The following is a 15,949-nucleotide window of genomic DNA, read 5'->3' as shown; positions in this document are numbered from 1 at the left end:
AGAGGATGAATATTAAGCCATCGCTCTCAAGCCAAATAGTAAGTTAATCGATAAGCTAAGCAAATACCATTGAAAATCACCCAGTTCAGTGCTAAATTCTAGCAAACTTCTGCCTCGCGAGTTGCCATGAGCAAGCCTACCCCTGAAATACCGCCTGAACGTCCTGATGAGCCACCAATAAACGACCATGACGGCACAGCTGATCAGCCTGTCGATACTACGCCGTTGGACAAAAAACCCGTCGTTGACGACGTTGCCGCAGAGGAAATACCGGCGACGGATATCTCGCTCATTAGCGGTGATAATAAACCGCGCCACTATAAAGCCGATAATCCGTCGTTTTTTATGCAGCGCGGCTATCAGGTATTACTGGTGCTTGGGCTGATTGCAGCGTTTTTTTTGGTGATGGTTTATCAGACGCTGTTTGGACGTATTGAGCAGCCGCAGCAGATGGTGACGATTGAGGCGGGTCAGACGTATTATGGGCTACTGCCGCAGTGGCAACAGCAGATACCGCTGTTTTCTGCCAGCGTGGCTAAGCTGTATATCAAATCACAAGTCGATGGTCCGCTGCATGCTGGTATTTACCAATTACCAGAAAACCCGACCTTTGCTGAAACGCTGCACGTGCTTGGGCAAGGGGTGAAGGCGGCGATGGTAAAAGTGCAAATTATCGAAGGCAAAACCTCAAAAGATTTATATCAGGCGCTACGTGATAATAAAGGCATCAAAAAAGAAGTGCTGATTGATGAGAGTGGTAATGATAGAGACAATGCCGGTATTGCGCAGGCCTTGGATTTGGTTGGAATCTTGCCAGATTCTGTGGTCAATAGTAATGACCCTATCGTCAATCACAATCTTGAAGGCTGGTTTGCCCCTGATACTTATTATTATGGTGAAGGGAGCACGGATAAGCAGGTACTGACCGATTTGTATAAGCGCCAGCAGCAAGCATTGACCAAGGCGTGGGAGAATCGTGCCCCTAACTTACCTTATACCAGTCCATACGAAGCGCTAGTGATGGCGTCGATTATCGAAAAAGAAACCAGTGTGGCAGAAGAGCGTCCTTTGGTATCGGCGGTATTTAATAATCGTTTGAATAAAAGTATGCGCTTGCAGACCGATCCGACCATTATCTATGGTATGGGCAGCCGTTATGAAGGCAATATTCGCCGTAAAGACATCGATGAAAAGACGGCTTATAATACCTATCAAATCGATGGTTTACCGCCTACGCCAATTGCGCTGCCATCTGCGGCCTCTATTGAAGCAACCTTGCATCCTGCCGATAGCGAAGCGTTATATTTTGTGGCGACCGGTAACGGCGGGCACAAATTTACCAATAGCTTAAATGAGCATAACCAAGCGGTCAGAGACTATCTAAGCGTCATGCGTCAAAAGAAAGCACAAACGCCGCCGCCGTAATTTAATCCTCTATATTTCCAAAAATCTATCGTGTACTGAGCGTTATGTCGTTATGTCGTTATGTCGTTATATAGCTATTTATATAACTATTTATATAACGGCATAACGCTCATCAATGACATAAGGTCATATCATGTCAGCATTACCAGAAGAAAAATCATCGCAAGTAAAAGCGCCTAGCCATCCTATTAATACAGCGTCTACTAATACAGCGTCCATTCAAGGGCGCTTTATTAGCTTTGAAGGTACTGAAGGCGTTGGCAAGACCACCGCTATCGAGCAACTTTGCAATCGGCTACAAGTAAAGGGCATCGACTATCTGCGTACCCGCGAGCCGGGCGGTAGTCCGTTTGCTGAGCAATTACGTGCTATTTTGCTAGACCCTGATACCACAATTAACGATGATACTGAGCTGCTACTCATGTTTGCCGCGCGCTGTGACCATTTGCAGCAAGTGATTTTACCAGCGCTGCAACGCGGTACTTGGGTGATATGTGACCGCTTTACCGATTCGACCGTTGCCTATCAAGGTTTTGGGCGTGCTCATGGTGATAGTGCTGTACGCGCTAAAATTGATATGCTTATCCGTCAGTTTGTCGTACAGTTACCCGAGCTGACTTTGTGGTTGGATTTGCCAGTATTAGAAGGGATGGCGCGCGCCAATAAACGTAGCGCTGCTGACCGTTTTGAGCAGCAAGCGACGGAGTTTTTTACTAGAGTGCATCAAGGTTTTAGTGTCCTTGCCAGCGAGCAACCTGAGCGTATCCACCGTATTGATGCGTCAGGTAGCGCTGCAGAAGTCAGTGAACGTATCTGGCAAACCGTTCAGGAAAAATTTGCATTAGTTTGATGTTGTTTTAAAGCGAACAGATTAATACTATTTAGCATTATTATTGTTAGCCTACAGCAATTAAGCAAAAAGCCCCAACTGCTGAGTTGGGGCTTTTATAGTTTATGGGAAAATTTTTAAAAACTGCGCTAGTCTTTATTTATATCAATGCTATCAATGTTATCAAGGTTATCAAGGTTATCAAGGTTATCACCACTGGAGTCGGGTAAACGATTGGGGTCAAGCGCGCCTTTTTTGGTTTTCGGTGCGCTGCCATTACCATTGGTATTGCTAGAGGTTTTAGTTTTCGAAGTTGCCGTCGAATTATCCGACATCACCTCTTTATTAATAACGTTATGAGCATTAACAGCGCTAGTAGATTTCTCTTTAGACTCTATCGCTTGAGCGTTTACTTTTTCCGACTGAATCTCTAACGTTTTAGTCGCAGTACTAGATAGATTGTCTTGCTCAACTGGTATATCAGTGCCTTTTGTAGACTCTGCCTCTACTATAGGTTTTGGCGCAATGATTTTATTACTATCGTCTATTCCCTCTATCACTTGACGCTTTTCAGGCGCTTTTGAGCTGGACTCAAAGCTGGCATCTGCCGCTGCGCGTGCTTGTTCTTGTTTCGGCGTCACATCGACCGGTTTTGGCTGTACTTCATCGTCAACGACCAATGAAATCAGCTTACGATCACGTGGTACGGTGCCATCAAAATTATCGGTAATCACGTGTAGCTTACCTTCTTTATCGACGGTATAAAGCGGCACAAATTGCTTATTATCAGCTTTATATTGCTCAAAGCTATAGCTGTCCGTGATATTGGTGATTTTAATACGCGCTTTTTTCGACAGCATACTGGCAAGCTTGGTATAAGTGACGTCTTTGCCAAATAACCACTGCGAATGAAAGTTGCCTTGCTTATCATCGCGCTCACTTTTGACTTTCTCATCACTGAATTTAAGGCGATAAAGTTTGCGCTCGCCGAACTCATGACGATAATGAATCTCGGACAAGGTATTCATCTCTTTATCCATACTCATGGCAAACAGGCGCCCGATACCGATAAGGTCTAAGTGATGATCGGCATGGTCAGAGATGGGGTTGCCAAAGTAGGTGCGCAGACCGCTCATGCGCGCGCGGGCAATATTGGTGTAGTTATTGTGCGCGACGATGACATCAAAACCTTGGTCTTTTAAAGACGTTGCCACCAATAAAGCGATAGGGTTGGAGCCAACGACCAAGATACCGTTGGTTTCAGGCTCACGTACGCCCAAGAAATTACCAACCATTTTGGCGCCTAAGCCCTGAATCATTACTGTGCCAATAATGACGAGGAAGACTAAGGGTACAAGCAGCTCAACGCCTTGGATATCGTACTCTTGCAAGCGAATAGCAAATAAGGACGAAATAGCAGCGGCAACAATACCGCGTGGGCCAATCCAACTAATCATCAGCTTTTCATTGGTTTTTAGATTGGAGCCAATAGACGACGCCCATACTGATAAGGGACGCGCGACAAACATTACAATGGCGAGTAGCACCAGTCCAGCAAAGCCAACGCTTAGCAAACTTTCAAGCTCAACGCGGGCAGCAAGAATGATAAATAATACCGATACCAATAAAATGGTCAGCGATTCATTAAACTCTAAAATCGTTTCACGTGGGAATTTTGGCCAGTTAGCCAGCGCCACCCCTAGTACGGTGACCGTTAATAAGCCAGACTCGTGTTCTAAGTGGTTGGAGATAGAAAATAGTAGCAGCACAAAGGCAAGGGTAAAGACATTGCGTAAAAACTCAGGAATCATATGGCGACGCATTAAAAATGCCAATGCCCACGCGCCCGCTAAGCCCATCGCTACTGCCAATACCACAATTTTAGCAAACAGCAAGATACTACTGGCTTCACCGCCTGAGATGATATATTCATAGACCAATACCACCGCAATCGCGCCGATAGGGTCGATGATAATACCTTCCCATTTCAAAATGTTAGAAATGGTTTTATTGGGGCGCACGCTGCGCAGTAACGGCATAATGACCGTAGGGCCAGTCACACAGACCAAGGCACCGAAAAGCAAAGCAATCAAAGGGTCGACATCAAACAACAGGTAAGTCGATAGCGCCACAATCGCAATGGTAATAAGCACGCCGACCGACACCAGCATCTGTACCACAGAGCCGTGTTGTTTAATCTCATCAAACTCTAAAGTCAGCGAGCCTTCAAATAAAATAATCGCCACGCCCAACGAGATAAGAGGGAACATCAGCTCGCCGAGCACCAAGTCAGGGTCAAAAGCGCCCAATATCGGGCCAACAATAATACCAATCAGTAATAAAAACAAAATGGACGGTTGCTTTAAATACCAAGCCAACCATTGGGCGGCGATGCCAAGCCCAACCACGCCGGATAACAATAGGGCGGTATCCATAAATTAATCCTTTTATAATCTTGTCATATTTTATATCTATTAAGAGGCGTGCCACAGGCTATAGACGCTGCTGTCATAAGCTGTGGCAAAATTCGCCTTCATGAGCTGTCGCATATAAATCAAAGCATCAATCAGTAACGTTAATCAATAACGTCAATTGCGGCATGAGCCATAGCATTGCTCAAAACAAAGTGAGATATGATATATATACGATATCGCAGTAAAGACAAAAGATTTCCCAGATTAGTAAGCATAAACTAGAAAAGCAAAAGATGAAAAATAAGCTGATGATAGCCAATCTGATGACCTAATGACCTACAAAAATTAACTTTTGTTTGCCATATAAATTATTTGGCTTGTTATCATAACATGGCTTTATTTTATGTATTTCGAGGCTCTTTTTCTGAGCGCTCTGAGCGGCTTTACTATCTGCCCATAAAGCTTTATCAAAGCAGCTACTAAGCGCCTGTTATAAATAAGGCATACTTGCGTTATTTTTTAGCATTGCTAGCATATAGTGGAGTCACTTTAAAACAGAAGTAGGTAATGACATTGACCATCCTTATGAGAGAAAAGAGAAAGTTTTATACCATAAGTCTAAAATGGACTGTAAACTAACAAACAGTCTACTTTGCAAGCTTGCATTACTAAAAGCTGATGATAAAAGCCTGCGATAAAAGCATTTATTAAATTTTTAATCTAAAAATATAAAGACCATTTCTTTAGATTTTAGTGAATAAGCAAGCTAAGCCATAGTTATTAGAATAAATAGATTAGTACGATACCTTGATGAGATACGCCAACATTATGCTTAATAACGGTCCTATTTAAACCGTTTATAACAATTAGTTTATAACGACTATAAGACCCATTATATGGAGGGTAACATGCCTAAAAATATGCCTATCAATATGTCTAAAGTACCGAATACGCGCAATTTGACGCGTTGGTTACAACAGAGCACGTTGGCACTTGCCGTAGCCACTACCATGGTTGCGGGTATCAATATAGCTACCGTACCGAACGCTGAAGCGGCCGTTACCACCGCAGATTTTTCGGGTTTGGTTCAGCAAGTTACCCCAGCGGTGGCGCGCGTAAATGTGACCAAAACCGTTAGTGAGGCTGAGCTTGCTAAAGCGCAAACCGCTGAGCTATTGCGTAAATTCTTTGGCGATCGTTTGCGTATTCCTGATCAAGCAGCGACGCCAGCGATTGAGCATGCTTATGGCACGGCATTTTTTGTCACCGCTGATGGTTATATGCTGACCAACCATCATGTGGTGGCGGGCGCGGACAAAATCAGCGTCACGCTTAATGACCGAACCGAGCTTGACGCGACTTTAGTAGGCAGTGATGAGCGCTCTGATGTGGCAGTATTAAAGGTCACGGGTCGTCAGTTCCCTTCGTTGCCAATCGGGGATTCCAATGCTTTAAAAGTAGGGGAGCCGGTATTGGCAATTGGCTCGCCTTTTGGTTTTGATTATTCGGCGTCGGCGGGTATTGTTAGTGCCAAGTCCCGTAATTTTTCGCGTGAGACCAGTGTACCCTTTATCCAAACTGACGTTGCCTTGAACCCTGGTAACTCAGGTGGTCCATTATTTAATCAGCGCGGCGAAGTGATTGGCATAAACTCGCGTATTTTTAGCGGTACAGGCGGTTATATGGGGCTGTCATTTTCCATCCCGATTGATGCGGCGATGGATATTTATGAGCAGCTAAAAAATAATGGTGAGGTCGCACGCGCTTATTTGGGCATTTATCCCCAAGATATTGACCGTAATTTAGCTGAAGCCTATAACTTGGCGCGTCCACAAGGGGCGTTATTGACGCGTGTGTCACCAGATTCGCCAGCGCAAAAGGCTGGGCTAAAATCAGGCGACATTATTTTAAAATATAATGATATTCAAATTGTGGAAGCATCAGACTTATTAAACTTGATTAATCGAGCCCGACCTAATGACACATTTCGCGTCCAGATTCAGCGCGATGGTAAGCAATCTATCGTAACAGGCAAGCTCAGTAACGCCTCAAACGATATCCAATCACAAAGTTCTGCTCAGCAAACTAACGGCATAAGCTTAGGATTGGCGCTGCGCAACTTAACACCGGAGGAGCAAAGAGAGCTGGCGTCTGATAATAAGACGGGTGTATTGGTCACCGCCATTGAGCCGACAGGATTGGCAGCACGCTCGGGCATATTGGCCGGCGACGTTATCACTAACTTGCATCAAAAACCTATTAAAACGGTCAACGATTTTTCTAGCGCCGTTTCATTATTACCCAAAAAAGGGGTAGTGACGCTTGAGATGATGCGTCAAGGTATTCCGGGTATTATCGGTTTGCGGATTGAGTGAAAAATACAGAGTAGAGAAGCTGAGCTATTAGAATCATAGATGATGATTAAGATAAATAATAAGGCGATAATTGGCTTGCTTGTATCGCCCGACCATCGATGTGTTGACGATTCGTTAAAATACCGGAAAAGGTTTTAGCGGTAATCCGTAATTACGCTACACTAACTGTTTAGTTTTCAGGCTAGGCTTAAAGGTCAAATAATGCCAAGCTTACATTGAATTTCCCTCGATGTTTGCTGCAAAATTGGCATAATAAAGTAGCACTTAGTCTCTCAATGGACAGGCGATTTTTTGCTTTATAAAGAGCTTAGGGGTTAATTGATTGATAGCGATAGAGCCAAAATATGCTACACTAACAGGCGTTTTTATGGCTAAGCATCAATCAGATTGGCAGCAGATAAAAATAGCGTTCATGACGTTATTATAAATCATGAATATCACCATCAAGCAAGGTATGACCTTTAACGTTATTTTCAATAACATAAATCATTATGCATTTGTGTTTATGACGATTATCTTTATCAGGGCACTTGCACACGACTTATCATGTGATAGCTTTAATAAAAGCTAGGATAATACAGTAAGGCACGGTTATGAGCACAGCATACGACGATATCAAAACCCGACTACAAGGCTCAATGGTAGCCTTGGTAACGCCCATGCATCCTGACGGCACGGTCGATTATAAACGTCTGGCAGACCTCATAGATTGGCAGATTGAGCAGGGCACGCATTGCCTTGTTGCTGTCGGTACCACTGGTGAATCAGCGACTTTGTCGATGCAAGAGCACAGCGATGTGATTCGCTATTTTGTGCAGCATGTCAAAGGTCGCGTGCCGGTGATTGCAGGTACTGGTGCCAATAACACCACTGAAGCCATTAAGCTGACTCAAGATGCGGCGGATGCGGGTGCGGACTGTGCGCTATTGGTTGCTCCTTATTATAATAAGCCGCCACAAGAAGGCTTGTTTCAGCATTATAAAGCCATCGCTGAAGCGGTAAAAATACCGCAGATGCTTTATAACGTACCGGGTCGTACCGTTGTTGATATTGCTCAAGAAACGGTTGAACGCCTTGCTGATATTGATAATATCGTCGCTATTAAAGACGCCACAGGTTCTACGATTCGCGGCGAGCAATTAATCAAAGCGGTCGGTGACAGAATGGTGGTGCTATCTGGTGATGATGGTACTGCCCTTGAGCTGATGAAACTGGGTGGTAAAGGCAATATTTCAGTGACCGCCAACGTTGCCCCAAAAGCCATGAGCGAAACCTTTAGTGCGGGTTTACGCGGTGATTTTGATGCCGCTCATAAAGTCCATGACGTGGTAAAACACTTACACCGCGACCTATTTATCGAGTCAAGTCCTATCCCTGCCAAATATGCTCTACATAAAATGGGCATGATAGACACAGGTATTCGTCTACCATTGGTATGGCTGGCTGAAAAGCACCATGCAACGATTGATGAAGCCTTGATTCGTGCCAACTTACTCTAGATTTTTGGCAATTCAATAAAATGTCGCTTATAGCTTAGCAAGAGTCTATTAAGTATTTTAACTATAAGCGCATTATCCAAATACGCACCAAATAAGCAATAACGGCTAACTCAGAGAGATAATATGATGACAGTATCATCAACCCCTGCAACCCCTGCAACCCCTGCAACCCCTGCAACCCCTGCAAAGATATTCCCGGCGCTGCTAACGGTAGTTTTGGGTAGTACGTTGGTATTGAGCGGTTGCCAAGCGACAAAAGAAGTGTTTGGCAAGCGTGATAACGGTAGTCTTGAGTATCAGCAAAGCAAAAAACTGGCGCCGCTACAGCTACCTGCTGAGCAAGAAACCGCCCCATTTGTGCCGTTATACCCAACCCCTAGTGCGGGCACAAATACGCTAAAGTTGCAAAACGAGTCAGGTAAGCAGTATCAATTGCCGAAACCTCAGCGTGCTGTTGCCGTTACCCAAGTTTCAGAATAAACCCTTTTTTATCCCTATCTGTACCGCTGCTTTTTTATTATGGTTAAGCATTTTTTCTTAACACCTTAATATAAAGCGCTTAGCGGTCGCTGCGCGTTTTTACCACATAAGCTTGAACGAACAGGAACTCCCCTCATGCAAAAGCAAGAACTGCTGTATAAAGGCAAAGCCAAATCTGTTTATGAAACAGAAGACAACGATCTGCTGATTTTACATTTCCGTGACGATACCTCAGCGCTTGATGGCAAGCGTATCGAGCAGCTCGCCCGTAAAGGCGTGGTGAACAACCGCTTTAACGCCTTTATCATGCAAAAGCTGGCTGATGCTGGTATTGAAACCCATTTTGAAAAGCAATTATCAGATGATGAAGTGCTGGTTAAGCGCTTAGAGATGATTCCAGTTGAATGTGTGGTACGTAATTTTGCCGCTGGCAGTTTAGTGCGTCGTCTAGGTTTAGAAGAAGGTCAAGCTTTGACGCCGCCTACTTATGAGCTGTTCTATAAAGATGATGCGCTTGGTGATCCGATGGTCAATGAGTCAATCTCTATCTCTCTTGATTGGGCTAATGAGGCACAATTGGCGAAAATGAAAGAGCTGAGCCATCAAGTAAATGAAGTATTAAAAACTTTGTTTGATGCTGGTGATTTAATACTGGTAGATTTTAAACTTGAATTTGGCGTATTCCATGACCGTATCGTCTTAGGTGATGAGTTCTCGCCTGATGGTTGCCGTATCTGGGACAAAGCTACCAAGAAAAAACTCGATAAAGACCGTTTCCGCCAGTCGTTGGGTGACGTGATTGAAGGTTATGAAGAAGTGGCAAAACGTATTGGCGTGCCATTAAGCTAAATATATGCAACCCTTCAATATTTAAGTAATAAAAAACTGAGCCATGCGCTCAGTTTTTTTATGGGAATAATCATTTTAAAAACGGTTATGTTAAAGGCAGCTATATTATTTGTCTTTACGCACTTCTTTGATTTTTTTCGCTGCCAGCCCCATCGCATCTGCGGCTTTATCAGCTAATGAGCCGACTACCTCTTTAGCTTTAGTTGTCGCAGTGTCTTTTAAAGAGGATTCTTTATCGTCTTTAGATTTAGAGTCATTGTTCTTACTGTCTTTACCTTCCTTATCAGAAGCGTCTTTATCTTTACTGCTGTTTTTGTCTGATGATTTATCGTCCTTATTACCATTCTTATCTGACGTTTTATCATCTTTGCTGTCTTTGCTGTCTTTGCTGTCTTTGCTGTCTGACTGATTGTTCTGTTTATCGTTTTTGCTATTAGCGTCTTTATTAGCGTTGTTGTCTTTAGAGTCATTAGCAGCATCGTTATTTTTCATCGCTGCGTTCTGATCAGTGTCCTTTTCATCATTATTCTGCTGCTTATTATTGTGCTTATTATCACTCGCATTAGAGTTACTCATTGTTATATCCTTTTGATTATGTATTTTAGTATTGGATGTTTTAATCTTAAATAGCGAGAGTCAAGATTACTATTAGAATGAGTTAACTGTCTGTATAGCATCAGTTGCAATAGGTAATAGCGTTTATTGCTTAACGTCTTTCGGTAAGTTTTTATGCTAAATTTATATCGTTAATATAAAAATACCGTTATAAATCAAAAGGTCATCATAGATGCTAGCACCTAAGCAATCCGATATTCAATCCATAATTTTAGAACCTGCATGGTTTAGTCGTCCAACCTGCGTGGTCGCGGCTGACTTGATTGGTAAGGTTTTATGTCGACAGCTAACCGATAGTGAAGGCAAGCAAAAAATCCTGCGTATGCGTATCTCAGAAACTGAAGCCTACATTGGAGAGGGTGATGCCGCCTGTCATGCGCACGCCGGTACTCGTACTGTGCGTACTGAGATTATGTATAGCCAAGGCGGCGTGTTTTACGTTTATCTGACTTATGGTATCCATCATATGCTTAATTTAGTAAGTGGGCCGGCAGAGTCACCAGAAGCGGTGTTGATACGGGCAGGCTTTTTCACAGAGGATAGTGAGCGCTTGTTTGACGAGCAATTACTGAGTGCAGATAAGCCATTAAGTCCTCTAAAAGAAATGAAACAATTGGCCGGTCCCGGCAAGTTGACCAAACATTTGCGAATCGACCGTGAATTATATGGCAAAATTATTACGCCGGCATCAGGGGTTTGGATTGAAGACGATGGCTGTCAGCCGCCAATATCACTGCGTCCACGGATTGGGATTGATTATGCAGGCGAGGCAAAAGATTGGTTATTGCGCTATATCTGGACTGACCATCCTTCATTGTCTAAAAAATAGTAAGTTTATAGCTGATAGTAATTTTTCTAAATAGGCTCAAAGGAAGTAATCTATGTATAAATTAACCGTTTTTATTCCAGATTCGGCGTTAGAACCAGTAAAGTCTGCCTTGTTTGCAGCGGGTGCTGGCAAGATTGGCAATTATGAACAATGCTGCTGGCAAGTGCAGGGGAGCGGACAGTTTATGCCACTGGCAGGCAGTCAGCCAAATATTGGGGCGCAAGATAAACTTGAAACCGTTGATGAGTGGCGAGTAGAGATGGTCGTTGCTACTGCTCGTATTAAAGCAGTTATCGAGGCATTAAAGCAGGAGCATCCTTATGAGACGCCTGCTTATGATGTGATTGAGGTGTTAGACTTTTAACACCTGTTGTCAATCTTTTTTGATTTTAATCACGTTATAGCTCGGATAGCCAAGCTCGATTTTATAGTCTTTACTGCCGCGGCGAGCTTTTACTTTTATTTTACTGTCGCCTTTTTTATATCTGACGTCTTTGACCCGATAACCCATATTGCTAACCTGATTGGCCGCGCGCTGCTCGATAGCAGGCTGATAAAGTTCTTTATCAATAGACTTGATGGTTTTCTTGTGTTTCTTATAGATTTTAGTATCTTTGTAAATGTCTTCATAAAGGTCACCATAAGCATTGTAGCCGGGCGCGGTGACGCAGCCAGTCGTTATGGACAGTAACGCGGCAATCATACTGCTCGCCGCCGTGGTTTTTAATAACGTATATTTTTTCATAATATTCTCTCATGCTATGCTATTAAAGGTATTGGTAACTCGTCTATATAAGCAAGGTTCTATGCTAAAAACGACACAATAAAAAAATGGTCAACTAAACCAAGGGCTGGCTTATTTGACCAAGGGCATCAAGTCATCAACGATGCCAAAATCTTATCTGTACGTACAAGGCGTGTTCTTAATGGAATCGTACTCATCTAAAATAGCTAAATTTTGTCAAACGTCGTCAAATAACGAGAGCACAGACCCAAAAACCCAAACGCCTAGCCATTAGGCGCTATGCGCTATTTCTATAAGTTGTTGAGAGGTTAAGTTACTTGTAGCGATAATGGTTATTATTATAGCGACCATTATTGTTGTAGCGGCTATTATCTTTTTTATGCTTACCGTTTTTATTTTTGTGATGACCGTTTTTATTCTTATGTTTGCCTTTTTTGCTATCGTGGTGAGCATGATTGACTTTATGGCCGCCATTATTATAACGACCATTATTGTTATACTTGCCGTTACCCTGATACGGACCGTTTGGGTAATAAACTCTTTGACCATCATGTCTTGGCGTGACGGTACAACCAACGGTAGTGCCCAATAAAGCAAGCACAATACCAGCAGAAAAAGCGGTTTTTAAAGTTGAGAAGCTTAATATCTTCATAATAAATATTCCTATTATCTTATTAATTCCTATTACTTATCAGTAATGTGGCGATTACTGGTATTTAATTACTGATCTTAATGTTGCACTACCACAATAACGTTGCATAAGAAAAGCTAACGTATAAAAATGGACTGTTTAAAGATTAGTCTTTTTTAATCTTAATCACATTCAAGTTTGGATAGCCAAGTAAAATCTCATATTCTTGCGAACCACGCTTGGCTTCAATCTCAAACACGCCGCGACCGTTCTTTTCTTCCAGCTCAATATCTTCGACGCGGTAACCCATCGATCTTACCTTGTTAATAGCACGTTGTTTAATGGCTGGATAGCGCGAATCTCTTTTGATGCTGTCTTCAATATCATCGTTTTTATAATGCTTGTTATTTTTATATTTGCCATTATTTTTATATTTGTCTTTCTTATAGTCGTTTTTATCATATCTATCATCTTGCCAGATGCTAGTAGAGGCTCTTTTATTTGAGCTAATGAGTCTTAAGTCAGGATAAGTATATTTCAGCTCATAAGTTTGATTGTTCTTTCTAGCAATGGCAGTGATGGCTCGATTGCCACGATAGTTATCAGCACGGATATCCATAACCTGATAGCCTTTGCGGCGTAGGTCATTGCGCAGGGTTTGGTTAACACGCTTATAGTCAACATTGCCATAATCGCTGTTACCGCCATATATTGGGTAATCTTCGTAACCTGGACCGACAACGGCACAACCGGCAACTGTCCCTAACATCGTCAGCGCCAGACCGGCAGATATTGCTGTCTTAAATGAGAAAGCGGGTAGAATTTTCACGATAAAATCTCCTTTGGTATAGCATATCTGAGTAAGGCACTGTTATTAATAATCCTTATCTTAATCCAACTTATATTTGTCAGGCTTAAATGTCTAATAGTGACTGGTTATATATCTGTTATATATAAAGAGCTAAAGACTCTATAAAGGTTATGAAGCAAAAGATTACGGAGCAACATTCTTATAGAATCGATATTTGTCTCTTAATCTTGAAATATTTTCTTACATACACATAGTAAGACTTAAAACTCATTAATACATGTCTTTGGTGTTAATAAGTTGTAAATTTTGCAAATATTTGCGTAAGCATCCGACACTTTAGGTGACTAAGGTGTTGCTAACGTTAGCAAACATCGATAACACTTTTAATATTTAAATAGTTTATAGAAAATCATCAAATATATTGTTTAACGATAATAATATTATTATCAATAACTTGGCTAATATTGCTGGTCATTTTTATAACTGACGTAAGCATATGCTTACACGCAATGACGCTTACGCGACTTAACAGCAGCCTTATAATTTGACACTATACACACACGGCATAAGGGAATGTGACTCAAGGATTGAGTTGACCGTATTAAGGATAATAGTTCGATTTGCTGGCATCAGGATGATAATAGCAATTGGAATAAGGACACATGACCCGTGTTGCAGGCAGATAATGCCAATAGTAGTGTGAAGAAATGGGCAGGATGCCCGGCTATCACAATGTACTCAATATCCTGCAAGGATGCAGTGATTAGAGTGGTGATGGGTAACAAGGATCGTTAACAATAAAACCGCATAACAATTAATTGCTATGCGGTTTTATCGTGTCTGGGCGTTAATTATTTTACACTGTTTGTTTTTCATTCAAACCTGCTATCCAGCATTCTATATATTGACACAGCTATCAATGAGCAATGAACAATAAAAAACCGCATTATAATCAATGCGGTTTTTTTAATTAGTTACTTACTTATAAAAATCTATATTTACGACAAGGTTTTATAAGAGCAATTATTAATTAATATTTGTTTTCATTGCGCCATGTGTCAACTTCGCGCTCAGCGTCATCTTTACTATGACCATAACGCTCTTGGACTTTACCTACAAGCTTATCACGGCTACCTTCGATATGTAGTAAGTCATCATCAGTCAGGTCAGCCCACTTCTGCTTCACTGTACCTTTCATCTGATTCCAATCACCTTTTAGGGTATGTTCATTCATTGTGATATTCCTTATTCTCGTTATTGCGTCTTGATAAAGCTGTTATAAAAGTTAAATCAACAGTTTGTATGACGCTTTAGTATGTAGATTATTATTTATGATTCTTATGACACTTTCAGTACTGCGTTTCAGTACTCTACAACTAGCCAGTGGCTAACTTGTGCTACCAATATATGAATTTCAGCGCGCCTTGTCTGTATGGCCAATGTTTGCAGTGTTACTCAATTATGATAAAAGCCACCACTATGTTATGGGCCGCATAGTTGTGTAAGAGATAGGACGTTTTCTCAGTATGATAGGTAAAGATTGACTATTAATAATCCTTTGTTTCAGTATTTAAACCTATCTGAGTATTTAAATATAGACTTATCGTTTAAATGGCTATAGCCTTATAGTTTAAATAATGAATACGTTATATGATTGATTCATCTACGGTAGATTGACAGTGAATGCACTTAAGGTAGTAAGTTCTACAAAAGCAGAATCGAAGCGTGATTTGGCAAAAGCAAAGACGCGCCATGCGCTGTTAAAAAGTGCCTTGCAGTTATATAGCTTGGAGGGCGCTTGTGGTATGAGCATGAATAAAATCGCCAAAGGCGCGGGTATTGCCCAGCCAAGTTTTTATAATCACTTTGATAGCTTAGAGGCGTTGCAGCAGGAGTTAGGCGCGCAGCTGAAAGACAACTATTTATCACCGATGCGTATGGCGTGGGTAGATATGCTTAAAGACTATGCAATGCTGTCTAAAGAGGCGTTTAATCAACGTTGTCAGCATTGCTTAACCATGATTTTTGATGCGGCATTTCAGAATATCGCTTTATTCCAACGTTTAATGGAAGACAGTCTGCGCTTTGACTTACAAGCAGAAAATAAAGGCTTGGGAAGTCTAATCACAGAGATACGCAACGAATGGACCAAGATATTTATACAGGGCTTGCAGTCAGCTGAGTGTTCTTTTGAGGCGTTTGACGTTCATCTCTGCGTTGATATCGCTGCCGCCCAAGTACATGAGTTGATATTAGGTTGTCATCAACAACGCTATTCACAGCAGCAAGCCATTGCTATGTTGTGCAAAAACTTTGATGGACTTTTTAGCAGTTTTTTCGCTAAAGAGATGCACAGAGTGGAAGGTTAGTTATTGAGCTTATCAATGTCTAACTTTGACGAACGCTCAATCTTTTTAAGATGAGTAAATTTATTACCTTTATTAAAC

The 15,949-nt window shown here is 41.9% G+C and carries 15 protein-coding genes; 9 read left to right on the top strand and 6 right to left on the bottom strand.

Features of this window, described 5'->3' with window-relative positions:
• The first annotated feature begins 126 nt into the window (after positions 1 to 126).
• Positions 127 to 1,425, top strand: coding sequence for an endolytic transglycosylase MltG (gene mltG / locus QJS82_RS11395; RefSeq protein WP_281490561.1), 1,299 nt, complete (start codon positions 127 to 129; stop codon positions 1,423 to 1,425).
• Positions 1,426 to 1,642: 217 nt separating this feature from the next.
• Positions 1,643 to 2,275 carry a dTMP kinase gene (gene tmk / locus QJS82_RS11390; RefSeq protein ID WP_281491719.1) on the top strand — a complete coding sequence of 211 codons (633 nt, stop codon included), beginning with the start codon at positions 1,643 to 1,645 and terminating at the stop codon, positions 2,273 to 2,275.
• 128 nt (positions 2,276 to 2,403) lie between these two features.
• Here the strand turns inward: tmk and QJS82_RS11385 are convergent, their stop codons facing one another.
• Positions 2,404 to 4,689, bottom strand: a complete 2,286-nt coding sequence (locus QJS82_RS11385; protein WP_281490560.1) for a cation:proton antiporter domain-containing protein — start codon at positions 4,687 to 4,689, stop codon at positions 2,404 to 2,406.
• Between the two features lie 899 nt (positions 4,690 to 5,588).
• On the opposite strand from QJS82_RS11385, the gene QJS82_RS11380 reads away from it, so the two are divergent.
• The 4 genes from QJS82_RS11380 to purC all read left to right on the top strand — a co-directional run bounded on the left by QJS82_RS11380 (position 5,589) and on the right by purC (position 9,871).
• Positions 5,589 to 7,043, top strand: a complete 1,455-nt coding sequence (locus QJS82_RS11380; RefSeq protein ID WP_201564659.1) for a Do family serine endopeptidase — start codon at positions 5,589 to 5,591, stop codon at positions 7,041 to 7,043.
• Positions 7,044 to 7,636: 593 nt separating this feature from the next.
• Positions 7,637 to 8,542: a 4-hydroxy-tetrahydrodipicolinate synthase gene (dapA, locus tag QJS82_RS11375; protein WP_201564411.1), complete on the top strand. Its 906-nt coding sequence runs from the start codon at positions 7,637 to 7,639 to the stop codon at positions 8,540 to 8,542.
• Positions 8,543 to 8,665: 123 nt separating this feature from the next.
• Positions 8,666 to 9,022 (top strand): hypothetical protein, encoded by a 357-nt coding sequence (locus tag QJS82_RS11370; protein ID WP_438656098.1) that lies wholly within the window; start codon positions 8,666 to 8,668, stop codon positions 9,020 to 9,022.
• Positions 9,023 to 9,157: 135 nt separating this feature from the next.
• Positions 9,158 to 9,871 (top strand): phosphoribosylaminoimidazolesuccinocarboxamide synthase, encoded by a 714-nt coding sequence (gene purC, locus QJS82_RS11365; RefSeq protein ID WP_201618963.1) that lies wholly within the window; start codon positions 9,158 to 9,160, stop codon positions 9,869 to 9,871.
• A 105-nt stretch (positions 9,872 to 9,976) separates the two neighbouring features.
• Here the strand turns inward: purC and QJS82_RS11360 are convergent, their stop codons facing one another.
• The gene (locus QJS82_RS11360) at positions 9,977 to 10,447 is read right to left on the bottom strand and encodes a hypothetical protein (RefSeq protein WP_281490559.1); all 471 of its coding nucleotides are present in this window, start codon (positions 10,445 to 10,447) and stop codon (positions 9,977 to 9,979) included.
• Positions 10,448 to 10,658: 211 nt separating this feature from the next.
• Here QJS82_RS11360 and QJS82_RS11355 point away from each other — a divergent pair, with 211 nt between their 5' ends.
• Positions 10,659 to 11,315, top strand: coding sequence for a DNA-3-methyladenine glycosylase (locus QJS82_RS11355; RefSeq protein ID WP_281490558.1), 657 nt, complete (start codon positions 10,659 to 10,661; stop codon positions 11,313 to 11,315).
• A gap of 52 nt (positions 11,316 to 11,367) precedes the next feature.
• Entirely contained in the window at positions 11,368 to 11,679 is a 312-nt protein-coding gene (locus tag QJS82_RS11350; RefSeq protein ID WP_281490557.1) for a YqfO family protein, read from the top strand.
• A gap of 9 nt (positions 11,680 to 11,688) precedes the next feature.
• On the opposite strand, the gene QJS82_RS11345 is transcribed toward QJS82_RS11350, so the two are convergent.
• From QJS82_RS11345 to QJS82_RS11330, 4 genes are all read right to left on the bottom strand, one after another.
• The gene (locus tag QJS82_RS11345) at positions 11,689 to 12,060 is read right to left on the bottom strand and encodes a hypothetical protein (RefSeq protein WP_281490556.1); all 372 of its coding nucleotides are present in this window, start codon (positions 12,058 to 12,060) and stop codon (positions 11,689 to 11,691) included.
• A gap of 313 nt (positions 12,061 to 12,373) precedes the next feature.
• Positions 12,374 to 12,712: a hypothetical protein gene (locus QJS82_RS11340; protein WP_281490555.1), complete on the bottom strand. Its 339-nt coding sequence runs from the start codon at positions 12,710 to 12,712 to the stop codon at positions 12,374 to 12,376.
• Between the two features lie 145 nt (positions 12,713 to 12,857).
• Positions 12,858 to 13,520, bottom strand: coding sequence for a hypothetical protein (locus QJS82_RS11335; RefSeq protein ID WP_281490554.1), 663 nt, complete (start codon positions 13,518 to 13,520; stop codon positions 12,858 to 12,860).
• Positions 13,521 to 14,532: 1,012 nt separating this feature from the next.
• Positions 14,533 to 14,736: a CsbD family protein gene (locus tag QJS82_RS11330; protein WP_201564442.1), complete on the bottom strand. Its 204-nt coding sequence runs from the start codon at positions 14,734 to 14,736 to the stop codon at positions 14,533 to 14,535.
• Positions 14,737 to 15,181: 445 nt separating this feature from the next.
• On the opposite strand from QJS82_RS11330, the gene QJS82_RS11325 reads away from it, so the two are divergent.
• On the top strand, positions 15,182 to 15,871 hold the full coding sequence (locus QJS82_RS11325) for a TetR/AcrR family transcriptional regulator (RefSeq protein WP_201618969.1): 690 nt from the start codon (positions 15,182 to 15,184) through the stop codon (positions 15,869 to 15,871).
• The last annotated feature ends 78 nt before the right edge of the window (positions 15,872 to 15,949 follow it).

The sequence above is a fragment of the Psychrobacter maritimus genome (genome assembly GCF_029953575.1).
GTDB lineage: Bacteria > Pseudomonadota > Gammaproteobacteria > Pseudomonadales > Moraxellaceae > Psychrobacter > Psychrobacter maritimus.
Note: the sequence above shows the minus strand (reverse complement) of the source record. Positions and strands in the feature narration are given on the sequence as shown.

What these genes read in the sequence shown, in the direction of transcription:
- dapA (WP_201564411.1), top strand. Translation starts at nt 7,637, where the DNA reads ATGAGCACAGCATACGACGATATCAAAACCCGACTACAAGGCTCAATG.
- QJS82_RS11370 (WP_438656098.1), top strand. Translation starts at nt 8,666, where the DNA reads ATGATGACAGTATCATCAACCCCTGCAACCCCTGCAACCCCTGCAACC.
- QJS82_RS11360 (WP_281490559.1), bottom strand. Translation starts at nt 10,447, where the DNA reads ATGAGTAACTCTAATGCGAGTGATAATAAGCACAATAATAAGCAGCAG.
- QJS82_RS11385 (WP_281490560.1), bottom strand. Translation starts at nt 4,689, where the DNA reads ATGGATACCGCCCTATTGTTATCCGGCGTGGTTGGGCTTGGCATCGCC.
- QJS82_RS11355 (WP_281490558.1), top strand. Translation starts at nt 10,659, where the DNA reads ATGCTAGCACCTAAGCAATCCGATATTCAATCCATAATTTTAGAACCT.
- mltG (WP_281490561.1), top strand. Translation starts at nt 127, where the DNA reads ATGAGCAAGCCTACCCCTGAAATACCGCCTGAACGTCCTGATGAGCCA.
- QJS82_RS11345 (WP_281490556.1), bottom strand. Translation starts at nt 12,060, where the DNA reads ATGAAAAAATATACGTTATTAAAAACCACGGCGGCGAGCAGTATGATT.
- QJS82_RS11380 (WP_201564659.1), top strand. Translation starts at nt 5,589, where the DNA reads ATGCCTATCAATATGTCTAAAGTACCGAATACGCGCAATTTGACGCGT.
- purC (WP_201618963.1), top strand. Translation starts at nt 9,158, where the DNA reads ATGCAAAAGCAAGAACTGCTGTATAAAGGCAAAGCCAAATCTGTTTAT.
- QJS82_RS11340 (WP_281490555.1), bottom strand. Translation starts at nt 12,712, where the DNA reads ATGAAGATATTAAGCTTCTCAACTTTAAAAACCGCTTTTTCTGCTGGT.
- QJS82_RS11350 (WP_281490557.1), top strand. Translation starts at nt 11,368, where the DNA reads ATGTATAAATTAACCGTTTTTATTCCAGATTCGGCGTTAGAACCAGTA.
- QJS82_RS11330 (WP_201564442.1), bottom strand. Translation starts at nt 14,736, where the DNA reads ATGAATGAACATACCCTAAAAGGTGATTGGAATCAGATGAAAGGTACA.